Below are 16,389 nucleotides of genomic sequence, written 5' to 3'. Positions count from 1 at the left end.
ACCCTAAGCCGGTTGTGGGACGCTGAACCGCATGGGACTCCTCCGGCGATACCGGGCGACCGGCGCAGACCTGCCCTTCGGCGATCCGCTGCGCGCACACGACGTGGCCATGGAGGGGTACTTCCTCCGCGTCACCGATCGCGAGCGCGGGCGCGTGGTGATCGCCCTCATCGGGTCAACCGGGGACCCGACGGGCACTGGGCGACGCTCGGGCTCGCCTCCGACGAGGCGCCCATCCCGATCGAGGCCGGTGGATCGCGCCGGAACGGAGACGGGAACTCCTCCTCGTCGTCGTCATCGTCGTCGTCCACCCTCCGCCTCATGGCCGTGCCCGACGGCTGGGCGGATCCGGACCGGATCGGCGCCCGCTCCGGCGAACTGTTCGACTACCGACCCGACGGGGTCCGCGTGGACATGGGGGAGGGCGCCCGCCTGCAGGTGACCATCACCGACCCGGTGCGGTGGCCGCACCGCGCCGTCGGCGGCTCGAGCATCTTCCAGTCAGTGCCCGCCCTCAATCAGTACTGGCACCCCTGGCTTCTCGGCGGTCGCGCCAGCGGATGGGCCGAACTCGACGGCGAGCACTGGGAGTTCGACGGCGCCGAGGTGTACGGCGAGAAGAACTGGGGCGCCGAGGGGTTCCCCGACTCGTGGTGGTGGGGGCAGGCGCAGGCGTTCTCCGAGCCGAACACGTGCGTGGCGTTCGCCGGCGGGCAGATCCACTCCGGGCCCCTGCGCACCGAGGTGACCGCAGTTGTCGTGCGACTGCCCGGCGGGAAGGTCATCCGGCTGGGCAACCCGGTCGTCTCGCCGGTCCGCGCAGAGGTGACCGACGAGCGGTGGGAGTTCCAGGGCCGCGGTTACGGCTGGCAGGTCCGGATCAGCGGGCGTTCGCCCCTGGACCGCGCACACGTGCTTCCGGTCCCGCTGCCATCGGAGAAGCGCAACTCCGCCGGGTCGATCGAACACCTCGCGGGCGAGCTCGAGGTGGAGGTGCGACGGCACGGGCGGCTGGTGTGGTCGGACCGCAGCGCCCTGGCCGCGCTCGAACACGGCGGGCTCGACCGCGCCGAGGCCGAGCTGCGGCGGCGCGGTGTTCCGGAGGGGGAGACGGGCGCGCCGCCGCTCTAGATCTTGCGCAGGCGCAGCCGCTGGATGGAGTGGTCCGAGTTCTTGCGGAGCACCAGCGTCGCGCGCGGCCGGGTGGACAGGATGTTCTCCACCAGGTTCGGCCGGTTGATCGACATCCAGATCTCGCGGGCGGCGAGCCGGGCCGCCTGGTCGGACAGGTCGGCGTAGTGCGCGAAGTGCGAGTTGGGGTTGGAGAACGACGTGCTCCGCAGTTCGAGGAACCGCTCGACGTACCACTGTTCGATGTCCTCGATCCGCGCATCGACGTAGAGCGAGAAGTCGAACAGGTCCGAGACCATGAGGCGCGGACCCGTCTGCAGGACGTTGAGGCCCTCCACGATGAGGATGTCGGGTCGGCGGACCTCGATGAACTCGCCGGGCACGATGTCGTACTTGGTGTGTGAGTACACCGGCGCGCGCACGACCGGGGCTCCGGATTTGACCTCGGTGACGAACCGCAGCAGCGCGCGCCGGTCGTACGACTCGGGGTAGCCCTTGCGGTGCATCAGTCCGCGCCGCTGGAGTTCGCGGTTGGGGTGAAGGAAGCCGTCGGTGGTGATGAGGTCCACCCGGGGGTGGGAGTCCCAGCGGGTGAGCAGCGCGCGCAGCACACGGGCGGAGGTGGACTTGCCGACCGCCACCGATCCGGCCACGCCGATCACGAACGGCATGGGGGCGTCCACGGTCTCGCCGAGGAACAGATTGGTCGACTGGAACAACCGCTGTCTGGCGGATACCTGCAGGTGGATGAGCCGGCTCAGCGGCAGGTAGATCTCCGCGATCTCGTCGAGGTCGAGGTGTTCGCCCAGGCCCCGGAGGCCCTCAAGGTCCTGTTCGGTGAGCACCATGGGCATCGCACGCCGCAGGCGCCGCCAGCTCCGACGGTCGAACTCGACGTACGGCGTGTAGTCGCCGGCTTGTCTGCTCACGGTTCCCGATTGTGGCAGGTGGCCACGGGGGAGGGGGTGTCAGGGTGGCGTGGCACTAGACTGACGACGACGAGACGAGCCGTGGCCCCACACGATTCGTACGAAGTGCAAAGCCCACGTGCGAGGAGCAACGATGACCGACCCGAACACCGACGTGTTCACCGCCTCCCTGACCGAGCTCGATCCGGAGGTCGCCGAGGCGATGGCCGGCGAGCTCGCCCGACAGCGAGACACACTCGAGATGATCGCGTCGGAGAACTTCGTGCCGCGTTCGGTCCTGCAGGCGCAGGGCTCCGTGCTCACGAACAAGTACGCCGAGGGGTACCCGGGTCGCCGTTACTACGGCGGCTGCGAGCACGTGGACGTGGTGGAGAACCTGGCTCGTGACCGCGCGAAGGAGATCTTCGGCGCCAAGTACGCGAACGTCCAGCCGCACGCCGGTGCCCAGGCCAATGCCGCGGTGCTCATGGCGCTCGCGAAGCCGGGGTCCAAGATCATGGGCCTATCGCTAGCCCACGGCGGGCATCTCACGCACGGCATGAAGCTCAACTTCTCCGGCCAGCTCTACGAGGTCGCCGCCTACGAGGTGGATCCGGAGACCATGCAGGTCAACATGGACACCGTCCGCGAGATGGCGCTGGCGGAGAAGCCGGATGTCATCATCGCCGGCTGGTCGGCCTACCCGCGGACCCTGGATTTCGCGAAGTTCCGCGAGATCGCCGACGAGGTCGGCGCCAAGCTGTGGGTGGACATGGCCCACTTCGCCGGCCTGGTCGCCGCCGGCCTGCACCCGAGCCCCGTCCCGCACGCCGACGTCGTCTCCACGACCGTCCACAAGACGCTCGGCGGGCCGCGCTCCGGCATGATCCTCACCAACGACCTCGAGCTGTTCAAGAAGCTCAACTCGTCGGTGTTCCCGGGCCAGCAGGGCGGACCGCTCATGCACGCGATCGCCGCCAAGGCCACCGCGATGAAGATCGCCGGCACGGAGCAGTTCCGCGAGCGTCAGCAGCGCACGATCGAGGGTGCCCAGATCCTCGCCGAGCGGCTCACCGCCCAGGATTGCCGGGACGCCGGCGTCTCCGTCCTCACCGGCGGCACGGACGTGCACCTCGTCCTGGTGGACCTGCGTGACTCCGAGCTCGACGGCCAGCAGGCGGAGGACCTCCTCCACGAGGTCGGGATCACGGTGAACCGCAACGCGGTGCCGTTCGACCCGCGTCCGCCGATGGTGACCTCCGGCCTGCGCATCGGCACGCCCGCCCTGGCCACCCGCGGGTTCGAAGCCGAGGACTTCCGTGAGGTCGCGGACATCATCGGCACCGCGCTGGCCGCGGGGACGGGCGCCGACGTCACCGCCCTGCGTGAGCGCGTGTCTGCGCTGGCCGCGTCGAAGCCGCTGTACGAGGGACTCGAGGACTGGAAGATCCTGGGCTGACGCGGGTCGAGAAAACGACAGGCGGGGGCCGATGACCGACGAGAACACGGGCAACGGCCCCCGTCTACGGGTTGGCTACGTCCCCGGTGTCCAGCCGGACAAGTGGCTCGCGCGGTGGCGCGAGCGGAATCCGCGCGTGCCGATCTCGGCCCGGCGCGCCGGTGACCCACGCGCGGAGCTCGCGGGCTCCGCCGGCGACGACGGCTTCGACGTGATCTTCCTCCGCGAGCCCGACGATGCACCGCGCTCGGCGCCGGCCGGCCTGCTCCGGGTCCCGCTGTACACCGAGACGACGGCCGTTCTCGCCGAGAAGGACCACGAACTCGCCGCCTTCGACTCGCTGGGGATCGCCGACCTCGAGGGGGAGCGGTGGCTCGAGCCGGTGGACCCCATCACGGCATCGCCCGAGGAGGTGTCCGCCGCGGTGGACCTCGTCGCCGCCGGCGTGGGGTTGCTCGTCCTGCCGGCGCCGTACGCGAGGGCGCTGAGTCGGCGCGACGTGGTGGCGCGGCCCGTCGACGGGGTCCCCGCGACCCGGATGGGCATCGCCTGGTCGCCCGCGAGGGAGACCGATGAGTTGATCGACGAGTTCGTGGGGATCGTGCGGGGTCGCAGGGCGGGCACCTCGCGCGGAGCGGGCGAGCCCCCGCGCGAGAAGCGGACCGCGAAGGAGAAGGCCGCCGCCAAGGCGAAGGCCCGCGCCGAACGTGCGCCGAAGCCGGTGGGTCGGGGGCAGCGCAGACGCTGACCGGGTGGGTCTCAGCCGCGTGCGGCGCGGTCGACCTCAGCCGGGTGCCGCGCGGTCGACCTCAGCCGCGTGCGGCGCGGTCGATCTCAGCCGCGTGCCGCGCCGACCATCCCGCGGGCGAACTCGAGGTGGCGGGCGACGACGTCGTCGGCCGACAGCGGCCCGTCGGGCCGGTACCAGGAAGCGATCGACACACACAGTGAGGCGATGGCGCGGGCCGCGTCCTCGGGGTGGGCGCAGGAGAACTCCCCGGAGTCGACACCGGCGCGGATGGCGTCCTCGAGCATCTTCTGCTGCGCATCGCGCTGCGCGATGTGGCGTGCGCGCACGTCCGGGTCCATGCTGCGCATCTCGGTGGACGCCACGAACGCGTGGTCGCGCCGCGCCATGTGGAATCGGGCGAGGCACTCCACGATGTTCTCGAACCTGGTGACGGTGTGGTCGCCGGCGTCGTCGGCCGCGGCCTGCGTGTGCGTGAGCATCTCCGCCATGGCCTGGTCGACGACCGCTGCGAGGATGGCTTGCTTCGATCGGTAGTGGTGGTAGAGGCCCGGCACGGACAGTCCGGCGGCCTCGGCGATCGACCGAATCGAGGCTCCGTGATAACCGTGCCTTGCGAAGACCACCAGGGCCGCGCGGAGCGGAGGGGAGAGTTCGTCGGTGCCGAACTCGCGCCACTGCGCCAACGTCGCGGCCTCCAACGACGCGGCCTCCAACGACGCGGCCTCCAACGTCGCAGTCTCCTCACTCATCGTCACAACACTAGCCACCCTTCGCTTGACACCGGTTGTGGTGTGGGTAACACTATGGCACACCGAGCGATCGATCGGTCGGTGGATCGCACAAGGATCGTGAACGAGAGGAGCGAGGATGAGCCAGGAAGACCCGCGGCCGTGGCGCACGCTGTACCCACCGGGCCTCGACGAAAGCCTCGTGACGCGGCGGTCGACGCTCGTGGACGCCTGGCGTGAGCGTGTCGACTCCTCGCCGGACAGGGCGGCCGTCGCCTACTTCGACACCACGCTGTCGGCCCGCGAGGTCGACGCGATGGCGGATGCGCTCGCCACCGCACTGCAGGTCCGGGGGGTGGCGCCGGGTGACCGCGTCGGCATCCACCTGCAGAACATCCCGCAGTACGCGCTGGCGATGCTGGCGCTGTGGAAGATCGGCGCCGCCGCCGTGGTGCTCAACCCGATGTACTTCGGCCGGGAACTCAGGCTGCCCGTGGAGGACTCCGGTGCCGTGGGGATCATCGCCACCGACCGGGACGCCACGGCGATCCGCGACGCCGTGAGCGGTACGGACGTCGCATGGGTCGTCAGTACGAGCGAGCGCGACCTGCAGACCCGGAACGACCCCCGCGCGTTCGGCGACGACCAGCAGGTCGAGCCCTCGCCGGACGGCGACCTGATCTCCCTGATCCGCGAGTTCGAGGGACGCACCCCGGAGCCGGCGGAGGTCGCCCCCGACGACCTCGCGCTTCTCACCTACACCTCGGGAACCACCGGGCCGCCCAAGGGGGCGATGAACTCGCATGGCAACGTCATCGCGGTCGCGCGGAGCTTCGCCGACTTCGTCGGTCTCGTGCCGGGCGACGTGGTGCTGGCGATCGCCCCGCTGTTCCACATCACCGGCGCCGTCATCAACGCCACCGTCGCGCTGGTCACCGACTCCACCCTCGTCTTCGCCGGACGTTTCCGGCCCGGTGTCATGCTGGACGCGTTCCGCGAACACGGGGTCACCTTCACCATCGGTTCCATCACCGCCTACAACGCGCTCATGCGCCTGGACGAGGCGGGACCGGAGCACTTTGCGTCGGTCAAGACCCTGTACAGCGGGGGCGCGCCCATCCCGCCCTCGACGGTCGAGCGCTTCGCGGAGCGGTTCGGCCACTACATCCACAACGGCTACGGCATGACCGAGACGACCTCCGGGGTCATCGCGGTGCCGCCCGGGCTGCGGGCGCCGGTCGACGAGACCAGCGGCACCCTGTCCATCGGAGTGCCGCTGCCGGGGATCGGCGCCGAGGTCGTCGGCGTCGACGACCAGCCGGTCGCCCCGGGCGAGCAGGGCGAGCTCGTCCTGTCGGGTCCGCAGATCGTGTCCGGCTACTGGCGCAACGAGGCCGCCACGGCGTCGACCATGCCCGGCGGTCGGCTGCACACCGGCGATGTCGCCGTCATGGACGCCGACGGCTGGGTGTACCTCGTGGACCGCCTCAAGGACCAGATCAACGCCTCCGGCTACAAAGTCTGGCCGCGCGAGGTCGAGGACGCCCTGTACGAGCACGACGCGGTGTTCGAGGCCGCCGTCGTCGGTCTGCCGGACGAGTACCGCGGCGAGAAGGTCGTCGCGTTCGTCTCGCTCAAGGCCGGGCGGACGGCGACCGAGGACGAGCTGATCGCGTTCGCCTCGGATCGGCTCGCCGCCTACAAGCGGCCGGGCGAGGTCCACGTCGTCGGCGAGCTCCCCAAGACCCAGACCGGAAAGATCCGCCGTCGCGAACTCCGCGACGAGCACACCCCCTCCCACTCCTCTACTCCCACCGAAGGGAACTGACATGGCCGAGGCCACCATCGACCCCGACGACCGCGGGCGGGCCGGCGCCACCGCCGCCACCGCAGCCCCACACCAGTCCGCCAAGGCGAGCCGCGGCAGCGTCCGCTCGTTGGCCGCCAGTACCACCGGGCAGCTGTTCGAATGGTACGAGTGGACCGCTTACGCGGTCTTCGCCCCGTACATCGCCGCGGTGATGTTCAACAACGAGAACCCGGTCTCGGCGCTGCTGGCCACGTTCGCCGTCTTCGCGGTCGGGTTCCTCATGCGCCCGCTGGGCGGGATCGTTTTCGGCCGGATCGCGGACGTACGCGGACGCAAGTTCGTCCTCATCACCACCATGCTCATGATGGCCGGCGCCAGCCTGCTCATCGGCCTGCTCCCGAGCTACGAGAGGCTCGGGATCTTCGCCTCGGCGCTGCTGCTCCTGTGTCGCATGATCCAGGGCTTCGCCCACGGTGGCGAGTCGGCCACCGCCTACAGCTACGTCGCCGAGATCGCACCGCCGCACCGTCGCGGCATGTGGGGCAGCCTCGTGTTCGTCGCCATCATGGGCGGTACCGTGATCGCCTACGGCATCGGCGGCGGCATCACCGCCGTGCTCTCCGAGTCCGCCGTCGGCGAGTGGGGCTGGCGCGTGCCGTTCCTGCTCGGCGCCGTGTTCGCCCTGTTCGTGCTGTACCTGCGGTCCGGCATGGAGGAGTCCGACGTCTTCGACAAGGCCGCCGCGGCCGCCGCCGCCGATCCGACCTCGCCGGTCGCCACGTTCTCGCGACGCAAGCTCGCCGGCGCCATCGCGCTGGTCGTGGCCATGGTCTCCGGCATCACCGTCGCGCACTACACCTGGAGCTCGTACGCCTCGACGTTCGCCATCACGCAGCGTGACATGGACTCGGAGGCCGCGTTCTGGGCGATCTTCGGCAGCCAGCTCATCGCCCTGTGCACCCTCCCGCTGTGGGGTCTGCTCTCGGACCACATCGGCCGTCGCCCGGTCATCTTCATCTTCGCCATCGGCACGATCATCACCACGCCGATGCTCATGGGGATGATCGACGACCGCCCGTGGACGCTGTTCCTCGCCTCGCTCGTCGCCATGACCCTGGTCGCGGCCGCCGGCTCGATCCTGTCCTCGTTCATGTCCGAGGCGTTCCCCACCAAGATGCGTACCGCGGGCATCGGGTTCGCGTACTCCCTGTCGGTGGCGGTCTTCGGCGGCAGTGCGCCGTACCTCAACGCCCAGTTCATCCAGTGGGACCTGTACTGGATGATCAGCGCCTACATCATCGCCCTGTGCGTGGCGACGATGGTCGCGACCGCCTTCATGAAGGAGACCCGGGGTCACGACCTGCACCGTGTCGGCCACAACTGAGCGTCGGCCACAACTGATCCACCCGAACCGCCCGCCCGGTCGCCCATCAACCGCGAGGATCCACGCCATGACCCCTTCATCGTCCGAGTCCACGGGACTGTCCGTCGACCAGTTGCTCCGCCCCGACGTCGTGGGGCCGAAGATCGCCGAGGCCACCGGTGACCAGGCCTGGGCGGATTTCGACGCCGACCTCATCGCCGGCGGCAAGTCCAACCTCACGTTCACGCTCCGCTCCGAGGCGGGGGAGTTGATCCTGCGGCGGCCGCCGACGGGCGAGCTCCTGCCCAGCGCGCACGACATGGGCCGCGAGGCGCGGATCCAGCTCGGGTTGGCGGACACGGACGTGCCGGTCGCGAAGGTGGTGCTCAACGAGACCACCGGTGAGGACCTGGGGGTGCCGTACTACGTGATGGAGAAGGTGGTCGGCCACGTCATCCGTGACGCGCTGCCGGCGGGCTTCGCCGAGTCCGACGACGACAAGGCGGCCATGGCGGACGCCCAGATCGACGCGATGGTCGCGCTCCACGCCGTGGACCAGAACGCGGTGGGCCTGGGGGATCTCGGTCGCCCGGACGGCTATCTGGAGCGGCAGCTGCGACGCTGGCTGGGCCAGTCGGAGAAATCCAGTGCCTCCGTCCGGGCGGACCGTCTGCCCGAGCTGGCCGCGCGTCTCGGCGAGAGCATGCCCACCTCGCCGTCGTCGCGGATCATCCACGGTGACTACCGCCTGGACAACTACGTCGTCGACCCCGACGACCCGGGGCGCATCAAGGCGATCCTCGACTGGGAGCTGTCCACCCTCGGTGATCCGGTCGCCGACCTCGCGCAGACGGTTCTGTACTGGGGCGACCCGAACGGGCCGACCGTGCCGCTCATCCCCAGCATCACCACCGAGCCGGGCTGGCCCGGACCGCAGCGGTTGCTCGACCGGTACTGCGCGGCCACCGGCACCGATCCGTCCCACATGCCGTGGTACCTGGCGTTCGCCACGTTCAAGTTCGCGGCGATCGCCCAGGGCGTGGCGACGCGCTCCGAGGCCGGTGACATGGCCGGTCAGGACTTCGGTGACATCGGCCCGCAGATCCGCGAGCTGGTCGACCACGGCCACTCGATCCTCGGCTCCAGGAAGGTGACCAACTGATGGCCGACTCCTCATCCGCAGCGCCCACCCCGGTCGATCCCCGGACGGGTCCGCAGGCCGCGCTGCCCGTGCTCGACCGCTTCCGGCTGGACGGCCGCGTCGTGGTGATCACGGGCTCGTCGTCGGGGCTCGGGGCCGGCTTCGCGCGGGCCCTGTCCTCGGCAGGCGCCACGGTCGTGCTGGCCGCCCGACGCCGCGAGCGGCTCGACGCCCTCGCCGAGGAACTGCGTGCCGCCGGCGGCACCGCCTCGACCGTGGCGTGCGACGTCGCGGACCCCGAGGCGTGTGCGGCGATGGTCCGCGACACGATGGACACCCACGGACGCATCGACGTGCTGGTCAACAACGCCGGCATCGGGACCGCCGTGCCCGCGCTCAAGGAGACCCCCGAGCAGTTCCGCGGGGTGGTGGACGTCAACCTGAACGGCGCCTACTGGGCCGCCAAGGAGTGCGCGGCCGTCATGGAGCCGGGCGCGAGCATCGTCAACGTCGCGAGCGTCCTGGGCCTGACCGCCGGCTTCGCACCGCAGGCCGCCTACTCGGCGACCAAGGCGGCCGTGCTCGGACTGACCCGCGACCTCGCCGCGCAGTGGGGCAGCCGCCGCGGTATCCGCGTCAACGCGCTGGCCCCCGGGTACTTCGCCTCCGAGATGACCGACGAGATCCCGGAGAAGATGCTCGCGGACATCACCGGCAGCACGATCTTCGGCCGACTGGGGCTCCAGCCCGAGCTCGACTCCGCGCTGCTTTTCCTCGCCTCCGACGCATCATCGTTCATCACCGGGACCACGCTCGTGGTCGACGGTGGGATGACTATGCATTGAACCGACTCAGCACTGAACCAACTCAGCACTGACGCAGGCACCACTTCACTCATCCCGCCCGCGGCGGGCCGCCGCGGCACGCTTCTACAGGAGTAATGACATGGAATTCGCTCACAGTCAGCGCAGCATCGAGCTGCAGGAGAACATGTGGGAGTTCATGCGGGAGCACGTCTTCCCCGCCGAGCCCGTCTGGGCCGAGTACCTGCGTGAGCACGGGGACAACGCCTACCCGCCGGTCATGGAGGACCTCAAGGCCGAGGCCCGGCGCCGTGGGCTGTGGAACCTCTTCCTGCCCGAGTGGTCCGGGATCTCCAACCTCGAGTTCGCCGCCGTCTCGGAGATCACGGGGTGGTCGCCCGTCATCGCCCCGGAGGCGATCAACTCTCAGGCCCCGGACACCGGGAACATGGAGACCTTCCACCTGTTCGGCACCGACGAGCAGAAGGCGAAGTACCTCGAGCCGCTCAAGGAGGGCAGGATCCGCTCGGCGTACGCCATGACCGAGCCCGATGTCGCGTCCTCCGACGCCACGAACATCCAGACCGTGATCCGTCGCGAGGGCGACGAGTACGTGATCAACGGTCGCAAGTGGTGGATCACCGGCATCGCCGACACCCGCTGCGAGATCCTCATCGTCATGGGCAAGACCGACGAGTCTGCCGAGACCCACCGGCAGCAGTCGATGGTCCTCGTGCCCCGCGACACCCCGGGCCTGACCATCGAGCGCAACCTGCCGCTGTTCGGATACCAGGACCAGCACGGTCACTGTGAGATCGTGTTCTCCGACGTGCGGGTGCCCGTGTCGAATCTCCTCGGCGAGGAGGGCGCCGGGTTCGCGATCGCCCAGGCCCGTCTCGGGCCGGGCCGCATCCACCACGCGATGCGCGCCATCGGCATGGCCGAGCGGGCGCTGGCCCTGATGGTCGACCGCGCCAAGTCCCGGCACGCGTTCGGTGGGTCGCTGGCGAGCCAGGGCGTGGTGCAGGAGCACATCGCCAACTCGCGCATCGAGATCGACCAGGCGCGGCTGCAGGTGCAGCACTGCGCCTGGATGATCGACACCGTCGGCGCCAAGGAGGCGCGGTTCGAGATCTCCGCCATCAAGGTGATCGCCCCGCAGGTCGCCTGTGCCGTGATCGACCGGGCCATCGAGATCTTCGGCGGCGCCGGCGTCTCCGGCGACACCCCGCTGGCGTACTTCTACGCCTGGGCGCGCGCGCTGCGGATCGTCGACGGACCGGACGCCGTCCACCGTCGCACCATCGCGCGCGGAGAGCTGAAGAAGACCCCGCCGTACGTCGGATAAAACTAGGATGTCCCAGTAACGGTCGGTGCCGCCCGGCGCCGGGACCGCAGAGACAAGGAAGTGCAGAACATGGGTGCAGTAATCGTGGAGGCCGTGCGCAGCGCGGTGGGCAAGCGCAAGGGTGGACTGGCCGGGGTGCATCCCGCCGATCTGTCGGGGACCGTTCTCACGGCGCTGGCCGAGCGCGCCGGGATCGACGGATCGATCGTCGAGGACGTCATCTGGGGTTGTGTCACCCAGGCCGGGGAGCAGGCCGGGGACATCGCCCGGACCGCCGCCCTGTCGGCGGGATGGCCGGAGACGGTCAACGGCGTGACGATCGACCGGCAGTGTGGCTCGTCGCAGCAGGCGCTGAGTTTCGCGGTGGCCGTGGTGGAGGCAGGCTTCCACGACGTGGTGGTGGCCGGCGGCGTCGAGTCGATGACGCGGGTGCCGATGGGCTCGCACGTCTCCTCCGAGTCGTTCCCCTACGGTCAGGCGTTCCTCGACCGCTACGACGGCACGGCCCCCAACCAGGGCGTCGGTGCCGAGATGATCGCCGAGCGGTGGGGCTTTGACCGCACCCAGCTCGACGAGTTCGCCGTGGCGTCGCACGAGAAGGCCGCCGCCGCGCAGGACGCCGGGTTCTTCGCCGGGCACATCGTGCCGGTGACCACCCCGGACGGCGTCTTCGACACCGACCAGGGCATCCGCCGCGGCAGCACCGTCGAGGGGCTGGCCGGGCTCAAGACCCCGTTCAAGGAAGACGGCGTGATCCACGCCGGCAACGCCTCGCAGATCTCGGACGGCGCCGCGGCGATCCTCGTGATGAGCGAGGAGGCGGCCGCCAAGTACGGGTGCACCCCGATCGCGCGGGTGCACACCGCCACGCTCGCCGGTGACGACCCGGTCATCATGCTCACCGCTCCGATCCCCGCCACCGCCAAGGCGCTGGCCAAGTCCGGACTGTCCATCGACGACATCGGCGTGTACGAGGTCAACGAGGCGTTCGCGTCCGTGCCGATGGCGTGGCTGGCCGAGACCGGGGCGGACCCGGCGAAGCTCAACCCGAACGGCGGCGCCATCGCCCTCGGGCACCCGCTCGGTGGCTCCGGCGCCCGGATCTTCGCCGACCTCGTCCATCACATGAAGAACGAGGGCATCAAGTACGGCCTGCAGACGATGTGTGAGGGCGGCGGCCAGGCCAACGCCACCATCATCGAACTGCTCTGATCCGAGCCCCCACCGGGCAGCCGCGCGAGCGGCTGCCATTGGAGACACAGCCGCTCCCGACGATGGCGTCTGGCGTGCGCAGATGCGCAGGCCGGCGTTCAGCGTCGGGGGCGGCTGTGTTGTGGGCGTACAGGCGCTCGTGCGGCTGCGGGCAGGGGCGCGCGCGGATGCCGCCGGGTGCGCGGGCGGCTCAGTCGCCGGGTGCGCGGGCGGCTCAGTCGCCGGTGAGGACGACCGCCCGGCCGAGCACCTCACCGCGGTCGAGCGCCTGGTAGGTCTCCGGAGCCTCGGCCAGCGGGACGCGCCGGGAGATCATGCCGCCCAGGTCGAGCTTCCCCGCCGCCAACAGGCGCACGAGCGCCGGAACGTCCTGACGGGCGCGGGCGCCGTACGAGCCCTTGATCTGGATCTTGCGACGCACGATGCGGGCCAGGTCCACGTCGAGCGTGGTGCCCGCGGGGGGGATGCCCACGACCACGACCCGCCCGCCCTCGCGGGCGATGTCGGTCGCCTGCCGGGTGGTGGCCGCCGACCCCAGCGCCTCGAAGGCGACGTCCACCCCGCGTCCGCCGGTGATCTCCATGATCGCCTCGGTGGCGTCGGCCTCACGCGAGTTGACGGTGTGGGTGGCGCCCATGCGGCGCGCGAGGGCGAGCTTGTCGTCGTCCACGTCGATCGCGATCACCGACTCCGCGCCACTGACCGCCGACAGCTGGACGATGTTCTGACCGACCCCACCGACCGCCACCACCGCAACGGATTCCCCGGTCCGGACGTCGCCCACGTTGCGGACCGCTCCGTAGGCGGTGAACATCGAACACCCGAGGATGGCGGAATCGGTGAGGTCGAGCTGCTCGGGGAGGGCGAACACCGCGGTGGCGGGCGTGACGCTGTACTCGGCCAGCCCGCCCATCGAGTACATGGACAACGGTTCGCCGGAGGCCCGGTGCAGGCGCGTCTCGCCGTCGTACAGGGTGCCGCGCAGGCGGTTGTACTCGAAGAACGTGGAGCAGATGTCCTCCATGCCGCGGGCGCAGTTCTCGCACGATCCGCACGGCATGATGAACGAGCCGACCACCCGGTCGCCGGGCCGGACGTGGGTGACCCCGGCGCCGACCTCGGCGACGACGCCGGAGATCTCGTGGCCCAGGACTCCCGGCAGCGGGAACCCGACCTCGCCCTTCATCACGTGCAGGTCCGTGTGGCAGACCCCGCAGGCGTGGTTGTGGACCAGGACCTCGCCGGCGCGCGGTTCCGGGATCGGGATGTCCTCGATCACCAGCGGGGACCCGGTCTCAACGCACACCGCAGCTCTCATGGGGCCGACTGTACGCAGCGTTCAGCGGCCGAGGAGCTCGTCCGAGATGATCCGCATCTGGATTTCGCTGGTGCCCTCGAAGATCCTGGTGAGGCGGGCGTCGCGCCAGTGCCGTTCCACCTGAAAGTCGGTGGTGTAGCCGGCACCCCCGTGGATCTGGACGCCCTGCGACGTGACCCGCTCGGCCATCTCGGTGGCCACGAGCTTGCACATGGCGGCCTCGAGCGAACACCGCCGTCCCGAGTCGATCGCGGTGGCCACCGAGTACATGAGCTGACGCGCGGCTTCGATGTCCGCGGCCATCTTGGCGATCTCGAAGCGCAGATACTGGAACTGGCCGATCGGCTGACCGAACTGCTCCCGGGTGGCGACGTAGGCGATCGAGTCCTCCAGTGCGGCGCGGGCGAGTCCGATCGCGCGGGCCGCGGTGTGGGCACGCCCCACTTCGAGACCGGACACCGCCATGTAGAAGCCCTTGCCCTCCTCGCCGAGCAGCGACGACGCGGGGATCCGGAAGTCGTCGAAGGACAACTCCCAGGTCTGCCAGCCGAAGTAACCGATCTTGCGGACCGGGTTGCCGCTGATGCCGGAGGGGAAGGAGCCGCGCTCCTTCTCCACCAGGAAGGTCGAGATGCCCCGGTGCGGCTTGTCCGGGTCGCGGTCCGGATCGGTGCGGGCGAACAGGACGAGGTAGTCGGCCTGGTCGGCGTAGGTGCACCACATCTTGGTCCCGTTGATCACCCAGGCGTCGCCGTCGCGGACGGCGCGGCACGAGATGTTGGCGACGTCGGATCCCGCCTCGGCCTCCGAGAGCGCGTACGCACCCAGCCATTCGCCGCGGGCGACGCGGGGGAGCAGGCGGGCCTGCTGCTCGGCGGTGAACCCTCCGCCCATGCCGTTTCCCCGCGCGAGCAGACCGGACACCGACAGCCACCCGCGGGCCAGCTCTTCGGCGACCAGGCAGTACTCGAAGACGCCCAGTCCCAGGCCGCCGTGCTCCTCGTCGATCATGATCCCGAAGAAGCCCATGTCGGCCATCTTCTGCCGTAGCTCGTCCGGGATGTCGCCTTTCTCCGGGTCCAGGCGGTTCGCGACCGGGAGGACCTCTCTGGCGGTGAAGTCGCGTGCGAGGTCCCTGATCGCGAGGCGCTCCTCCGTGAGGTAGACGGGAACGTCCTCGCGGGCGGTGGGTTTGTGGGTCATCCGGATCGTCCTCCCGGTGTGAGTCGGTCGTTGTCCGCGCCGAGGGAGGGCGCCGGGCCCGTGGCGAGGTGGTCCCCGTCGAACGTCGCCGGATACGCGGCGGCCAGATAGGGGCCGATGCCGGGTTGGTCGAGGCGGGAGAAGAGGGGGTTGGCCTCGAGTTCGCCCTCCGAGACGACCTCGGCGAACGTGCGGTAGCGCTCGTGCAGCACCACCGAGTCGTCCAGGGCCCGCGCGACCTCGTCGGTGGTGTGGGCGGAGAACCAGCGGGCGAACAGTGCGGCGAGGACCTCGCGATAGGAGTAGCGGTCGGACTCTTCCGTGAAGTCGGCGCCGGTCGCGGTCTCGAGCGCGTCGACGGCCTCCCGGGTGCCCGTGAGGCGGGCCAGGTCGTGGAAGTGCCGGGTGGTCAGGGCGACGATCATGAACCGACCGCCGTCGCAGGTGGTGAAGTCCGTGCCGAAGGTCCCGTAGACGTGATTGCCCACGGCAGGCCGCGACGACCCGTCGAGCTGTGGTTCGGTGAGGTACCCGAGCGTCCCCGCGGTGGCCAGCGCGACGTCGTCGAGGGGCAGGACGATCCGCCGCCCGCGGCCGGTCCGCTCACGTTCGCGGACGGCGGCCACCACGGCCAGCGCCGCGTGCAGTCCGGCGGCGACGTCCCAGGCCGGCAGGGCGTGGTTGACGACGCGGCCCGAGCCGGGGCCGGTGATGGCGGGGAAACCGAGGGCGGCGTTGACGGTGTAGTCGACCGCCGGGCGGCCATCGCGGCGACCGAGGAGTTCCAGGCTGATGAGGTCGGGCCGGGATCCGGCCAGGACGTCGTGACTCATCCACGACCGCCCGCCCGAGTTCGTCACGAGGATCCCCCCACCCTCGCCGGGCGCGGTGACGAGCTCGCGGAACGCCCGCCGGCCGTCGTCGGAGCGCAGATCGAGAGTGACCGAGGCCTTGCCCCGGTTGAGCCCGGTCCAGTAGATCGACGTCCCGTCGGGCGCCAGGGGCCACCGGTTCACGTCCGCCGCGCCACCCACCGGGTCGACCCGGATGACCTCGGCGCCGAGCTGCGCCAGCGTGAGTCCGCACAAGGGTGAGGCGACGAAGCTCGAGAGCTCGACGACGCGGATCCCGTCCAGCGGTCGGGACGCGGAGGGCTCTGTCATCAACGGCTCCCGGTGGTGCGGCGGGCCGGTTGCCCCGCGGTGCAAATCCTG

General features: G+C 70.3%; 13 protein-coding genes and 1 pseudogene. 9 read left to right on the top strand and 5 right to left on the bottom strand.

The features are described from left to right. Positions 1 to 31 precede the first annotated feature (31 nt). Positions 32 to 1,131, top strand: a pseudogene (locus AYO52_RS08045) (tocopherol cyclase family protein). Here AYO52_RS08045 and coaA read toward each other — a convergent pair. Continuing rightward, positions 1,128 to 2,060, bottom strand: coding sequence for a type I pantothenate kinase (gene coaA, locus AYO52_RS08040; RefSeq protein ID WP_067715661.1), 933 nt, complete (start codon positions 2,058 to 2,060; stop codon positions 1,128 to 1,130). The pseudogene AYO52_RS08045 and the gene coaA sit on opposite strands and share 4 nt — an antisense overlap. A gap of 133 nt (positions 2,061 to 2,193) precedes the next feature. Here coaA and glyA point away from each other — a divergent pair, with 133 nt between their 5' ends. Continuing rightward, a complete protein-coding gene (gene glyA / locus AYO52_RS08035; RefSeq protein ID WP_067715659.1) occupies positions 2,194 to 3,498 on the top strand; it encodes a serine hydroxymethyltransferase in 1,305 nt (434 codons plus the stop codon). Between the two features lie 31 nt (positions 3,499 to 3,529). Next, a complete protein-coding gene (locus AYO52_RS08030; protein ID WP_067715656.1) occupies positions 3,530 to 4,246 on the top strand; it encodes a LysR family transcriptional regulator substrate-binding protein in 717 nt (238 codons plus the stop codon). An 86-nt stretch (positions 4,247 to 4,332) separates the two neighbouring features. On the opposite strand, the gene AYO52_RS08025 is transcribed toward AYO52_RS08030, so the two are convergent. Further along, a complete protein-coding gene (locus tag AYO52_RS08025; protein WP_082923874.1) occupies positions 4,333 to 4,998 on the bottom strand; it encodes a TetR/AcrR family transcriptional regulator in 666 nt (221 codons plus the stop codon). A 118-nt stretch (positions 4,999 to 5,116) separates the two neighbouring features. On the opposite strand from AYO52_RS08025, the gene AYO52_RS08020 reads away from it, so the two are divergent. The 6 genes from AYO52_RS08020 (at position 5,117) to AYO52_RS07995 (ending at position 12,654) form a co-directional block, all read left to right on the top strand. Beyond that, positions 5,117 to 6,805, top strand: coding sequence for a class I adenylate-forming enzyme family protein (locus AYO52_RS08020; protein WP_067715654.1), 1,689 nt, complete (start codon positions 5,117 to 5,119; stop codon positions 6,803 to 6,805). Between the two features lies 1 nt (position 6,806). Further along, positions 6,807 to 8,171 carry an MFS transporter gene (locus tag AYO52_RS08015; protein ID WP_082923870.1) on the top strand — a complete coding sequence of 455 codons (1,365 nt, stop codon included), beginning with the start codon at positions 6,807 to 6,809 and terminating at the stop codon, positions 8,169 to 8,171. A 67-nt stretch (positions 8,172 to 8,238) separates the two neighbouring features. Then, positions 8,239 to 9,312, top strand: a complete 1,074-nt coding sequence (locus tag AYO52_RS08010; protein ID WP_067715651.1) for a phosphotransferase family protein — start codon at positions 8,239 to 8,241, stop codon at positions 9,310 to 9,312. Positions 9,313 to 9,374: 62 nt separating this feature from the next. Then, positions 9,375 to 10,136: an SDR family NAD(P)-dependent oxidoreductase gene (locus AYO52_RS08005; RefSeq protein ID WP_067715710.1), complete on the top strand. Its 762-nt coding sequence runs from the start codon at positions 9,375 to 9,377 to the stop codon at positions 10,134 to 10,136. Positions 10,137 to 10,236: 100 nt separating this feature from the next. Beyond that, on the top strand, positions 10,237 to 11,442 hold the full coding sequence (locus AYO52_RS08000; protein WP_067715648.1) for an acyl-CoA dehydrogenase family protein: 1,206 nt from the start codon (positions 10,237 to 10,239) through the stop codon (positions 11,440 to 11,442). A gap of 69 nt (positions 11,443 to 11,511) precedes the next feature. Further along, positions 11,512 to 12,654, top strand: coding sequence for a thiolase family protein (locus AYO52_RS07995; RefSeq protein WP_067715645.1), 1,143 nt, complete (start codon positions 11,512 to 11,514; stop codon positions 12,652 to 12,654). A gap of 214 nt (positions 12,655 to 12,868) precedes the next feature. On the opposite strand, the gene AYO52_RS07990 is transcribed toward AYO52_RS07995, so the two are convergent. From AYO52_RS07990 to AYO52_RS07980, 3 genes are read right to left on the bottom strand one after another with little or no spacing between them, the layout of a single operon-like run. Further along, entirely contained in the window at positions 12,869 to 13,972 is a 1,104-nt protein-coding gene (locus tag AYO52_RS07990; protein ID WP_067715642.1) for a zinc-binding dehydrogenase, read from the bottom strand. A gap of 21 nt (positions 13,973 to 13,993) precedes the next feature. Further along, complete coding sequence (locus AYO52_RS07985; protein ID WP_067715640.1) at positions 13,994 to 15,175, bottom strand: acyl-CoA dehydrogenase family protein; 1,182 nt, start codon at positions 15,173 to 15,175, stop codon at positions 13,994 to 13,996. Then, positions 15,172 to 16,338: a CoA transferase gene (locus tag AYO52_RS07980; RefSeq protein ID WP_067715637.1), complete on the bottom strand. Its 1,167-nt coding sequence runs from the start codon at positions 16,336 to 16,338 to the stop codon at positions 15,172 to 15,174. The genes AYO52_RS07985 and AYO52_RS07980 overlap by 4 nt, the downstream gene beginning before the upstream one ends. Positions 16,339 to 16,389: the final 51 nt, after the last annotated feature.

The sequence above is a fragment of the Dietzia sp. 111N12-1 genome, from assembly GCF_001658045.1.
Taxonomy (GTDB): domain Bacteria; phylum Actinomycetota; class Actinomycetes; order Mycobacteriales; family Mycobacteriaceae; genus Dietzia; species Dietzia kunjamensis.
This window is presented reverse-complemented; position numbering and strand designations above follow the sequence as displayed.

Excerpts from the sequence above, each read along its gene's own strand:
- glyA (WP_067715659.1), top strand. The coding sequence starts at position 2,194 with ATGACCGACCCGAACACCGACGTGTTCACCGCCTCCCTGACCGAGCTC.
- AYO52_RS08030 (WP_067715656.1), top strand. The coding sequence starts at position 3,530 with ATGACCGACGAGAACACGGGCAACGGCCCCCGTCTACGGGTTGGCTAC.
- AYO52_RS08025 (WP_082923874.1), bottom strand. The coding sequence starts at position 4,998 with ATGAGTGAGGAGACTGCGACGTTGGAGGCCGCGTCGTTGGAGGCCGCG.
- AYO52_RS08020 (WP_067715654.1), top strand. The coding sequence starts at position 5,117 with ATGAGCCAGGAAGACCCGCGGCCGTGGCGCACGCTGTACCCACCGGGC.
- AYO52_RS08015 (WP_082923870.1), top strand. The coding sequence starts at position 6,807 with ATGGCCGAGGCCACCATCGACCCCGACGACCGCGGGCGGGCCGGCGCC.
- AYO52_RS08010 (WP_067715651.1), top strand. The coding sequence starts at position 8,239 with ATGACCCCTTCATCGTCCGAGTCCACGGGACTGTCCGTCGACCAGTTG.
- AYO52_RS08000 (WP_067715648.1), top strand. The coding sequence starts at position 10,237 with ATGGAATTCGCTCACAGTCAGCGCAGCATCGAGCTGCAGGAGAACATG.
- AYO52_RS07995 (WP_067715645.1), top strand. The coding sequence starts at position 11,512 with ATGGGTGCAGTAATCGTGGAGGCCGTGCGCAGCGCGGTGGGCAAGCGC.
- AYO52_RS07990 (WP_067715642.1), bottom strand. The coding sequence starts at position 13,972 with ATGAGAGCTGCGGTGTGCGTTGAGACCGGGTCCCCGCTGGTGATCGAG.
- AYO52_RS07985 (WP_067715640.1), bottom strand. The coding sequence starts at position 15,175 with ATGACCCACAAACCCACCGCCCGCGAGGACGTTCCCGTCTACCTCACG.
- AYO52_RS07980 (WP_067715637.1), bottom strand. The coding sequence starts at position 16,338 with ATGACAGAGCCCTCCGCGTCCCGACCGCTGGACGGGATCCGCGTCGTC.